The organism is Vibrio sp. TRT 29B02 (genome assembly GCF_050113655.1).
Taxonomy (GTDB): Bacteria; Pseudomonadota; Gammaproteobacteria; order Enterobacterales; family Vibrionaceae; genus Vibrio.
Genome location: NZ_JBNJOJ010000058.1, coordinates 1 through 3,613, shown reverse-complemented (window position 1 = coordinate 3,613; position 3,613 = coordinate 1). Strand labels below are relative to the sequence as shown.

Annotated in this window: 1 protein-coding gene; it reads right to left on the bottom strand. The window is 47.2% G+C overall.

The annotated features are described in order from the left end of the window. The coding region (locus ACQEXT_RS21125) for an Ig-like domain-containing protein (RefSeq protein ID WP_426953437.1) at nucleotides 1-3,613 on the bottom strand (3,613 nt) is incomplete at both ends.

The window sequence follows — 3,613 nt, the reverse complement described above, 5'->3', positions numbered from 1 at the left end:
ACAGAGTTGTCTGCCGCCGTCACATCGCCGTCGGTGTTCTCTACCTCAATCGTTGGCTTAGCGTCATCCGCGCCGTTCACGGTGATGACCAAGTTCGCTTTCGATTGGTCGCCGTCTGCGTCAGTCAAGGTGTACTCGAACGTCTCCGTCGGCTTGTCATTGCCCGTCAGGCTCTGAACCGCTTTCGACTCGTTGTTTAACGTGTAGGTGTAGCTGCCGTCCGCTTTCATCACTAAGGTACCGTACGTACCCTGTACTGTGATGTCGCCGTTCGCCGCCTTCGTACCACCACTCACGTCCATCACTGTCGTCGGCTCATCCGCACCTTCGTCGTCGTTCGTCAGCACGTTACCCGTGGCAACCTGCTTACCGTCTTCCGTCACCTCATCCGCGTCCGCCATCGCAGTCGACTCAGTATCGATGATTTCAATGTCTAATGTGTCGCTGTGCGATTGACCCGCCAGGTCCGTCACAACCACAGTGAAGCTATCGACCACCGCACCCGAGGCGTGGCTGTCCGCTTGACCGTCTTCCGTGTACGTGTAGCTCACTTCACCCGTCTGAGCATCGTAACCCGTCACAACCAGACCGCCACCCACTGTTACAGGGGTTTGCGCCGTAGCACCCGTGATGTCCACGTTGTTGATCGTCACACCGTCAATGCCCGCTTGCGCGCCCACGGTAATCGTGCCTGTCACTGCCTCACCCGTCGCTTCCACAACAGAGTTGTCTGCCGCCGTCACATCGCCGTCGGTGTTCTCTACCTCAATCGTTGGCTTAGCGTCATCCGCGCCGTTAATAGTAATAACTACAGTTTGAGTATCTTTTCCATCTACCGTCGTCACTTCGTACGTTTCGACGATAGTTTCACCTTTAGTCAAACTTTGTACATATTTACTGTCGTTGTTTACTTCATAGCTCCAGTTGCCATCTTTATCGATTGTCAATGTGCCTAATTGACCTAACAACTGATCATTTTCATCTTTGCCTGTGCTCGATTTGAACGTCACATCTGTTGAAAACGCACCATCACCGTCTTCATCAATGACAGTCAACGTGCCACTCACTTCAAGCTGAACACCTGTTGTATCTGGGTCGGTATCAAGGTCTTCTGTAACACTGCCTTGATCGCTATCGCCCTCGTCCTTATCAATGATGATTTCTGAGTCTTCTTCAACATTAGTTAAGTCAACATTAACTGTTGCTGTATCTTTGCTACCATTCCCATCTTTTACTTCAACAACTAGTTCAAAACTGCCTAAGTCAGCGTCATCTATTTCTTTGTTGAGGGTGATCTCGCCCGAGTTAGGATCGATGTTAAATACACCGTTGGTTAGCTCACCGTTCGAGAAACTGTATGTTAACTCGTCTCCATCAACGTCTTCCGCCTTAACGACACCAATTAACGTCCCCGCCTTGCTTTGCTCGGGTACTGACTTAAAGTCATAAACGTCTACATTTGGAGCATCTCCTGGTTGATCATTCCCAGAGATAAACTCCGGAGCATCGTTCACTGGCTTAACATTAACAGTAACTGTCGCAGTATCAGTACCACCGTTACCATCAGAGATAGTGTACTTAAATGTTGTTACACCGTTGAAGTTATCTGCTGGCTCAAAAACCACATTGCCACCAACAAGTTTAACCTCACCATGACTAGGGTCAGTCATGGAGACAGACGTAATGGTTAGGGTATCGCCGTCAACATCGAAGTCGTTTGCAAGTAACTGTGAGTGTGGAATCTCTAGAGTCGTGTCTTCGTCAGTTGTGAGATCAACTAACACTTCTTGAAGTTTGATGTTATCTAGGTAGGTACCACTGTTATCACCAGCACCGCCTACTTCAACAAAACTAATGGTATTATCGCCAGCAGCACCGATTACTTCGAAAGTGTGCGTTTCCATAGTATTGCTATCTGGAGTAATAGTCGCAATGACTACACCATTCCAAACAACCTGAATCTTAGCCGTATGGTTCTCACCGCGCGCAGCAACATCTAAAGAGATTTGGTAAGGCTTACCTTCCTCAACGCCATTAACGGTTTGACTCAGAGTGACATTATCTCCTCGGCCACCTTCACCTTCCATATCAATAAAGCGGTCACCGTCAGTAGATACATTTTTATAGCCATCTTCTACTAAATCGAGCTTCCCTGAATTAGCAGTAAACTCCCAGTTGTCCAGGCTACTCGCGCGATCGCCCCAACTTGGGCTAGATGAACTGGTAAATGACTCAAAGCTGCCATTCAGGATTAAGTTGTTACCTAAAGTATGCACATCATCTGTTGCAACCGGAGGATCATTAACTGGTGTGACATTCAGAGTAACCGTGGCGTCGTCATAACCGCCATTACCATCAGTAACAGTGTATTTAAAGGTTGCCTCACCGTTGTAATTAGCGTCTGGTTTGAACTTGATCACTCCATTCTCATAATCAACTTCTAGCTGACCATGAGTAGGAGATGCAATTGATCCTTCAACAATAGACAGAACGTCGCCATCGACATCAGTGTCGTTCGCTAGCAGTTCAGCAAAGGTAATTTCGATTGTCGTATCTTCTGGTGTAGTAAGGTTCGGCTTGTTCACGCCTGTAACAGTGATATTGTCTAACAGCGCGCCATAGCTATCTGACTTACCCGCACCCGCAAAAGTCAAATCAGTACTGTCACCTTGAACATCAAATTCAGCAGTAACTTTATACCAACCGTCTGAATCAGGGCCAACAATTTGAACATTAGAAATGTCAGAGCCTGAAACTGTTCCGTCAGCATGGACAGTAATAGTTTCAGCACCAAAGGTGAACTTCATATCTGATGATGAATCACCGTCTCGACGAGGGTTGTAGTCAAATTCAACACGAACACTGTCTTGTCCGGCAGTGTTTATAGAAGTAGTAATGGCAGTGTTTTGATGCGCATCAAGCTCTGCGATGTAATCACCATCAGTAGCTTTGGCGATTAGCCCATCACGTTGGATTTCTAAACCGTTGGTTCCGTTCCAATCATCCAGTTGATCTCCGCTAACTACTGTCCATTTTCCAGTGTTCGCCATATGCTCGAATGATTCAGAGAAGAGTAGTGTCGTAGTTTCTACCCCGTACTTGTCATCATTTGCTTTAGGGCCGTCATTGGTTCCGGTTACAGTAATCGTTAGAGTCGCTGTATCTGTGCCGCCCTGACCGTCGCTAATCGTATAGGTAAAGGTCTCGGAAACTGTTTCACCAACCTTTAGACTTTCTGCATTGTCAGCCACATACTTGTAACTACCATCAGCATTGACGGTTAAAGTACCAAAACTACCAGCTAGCTCAGACCCCACAATTCCAGATTCGCTATTTGTGGCGCTTTCGGCACCTGTACGAATACCAATTACCTCAAGCTTATCACCATCAATGTCACTGTCATTTTTCAGCAGTCCATTGAGTTCCGTGACATTGAGTGTTGTATTTTCCCCTATTGCATTGCTGTCGTTGCGAGCGATTGGGCCATCGTTGGTGCCTATGATGGTAATCGTCGCTGCGGTTTCTGTACGCGATAGCTCTTGGCCTTCGTCGTCATATTCCACAACATCATAGCTGTATGTGATGGTTTCACTTTCACCCGATGCCAGTGAGT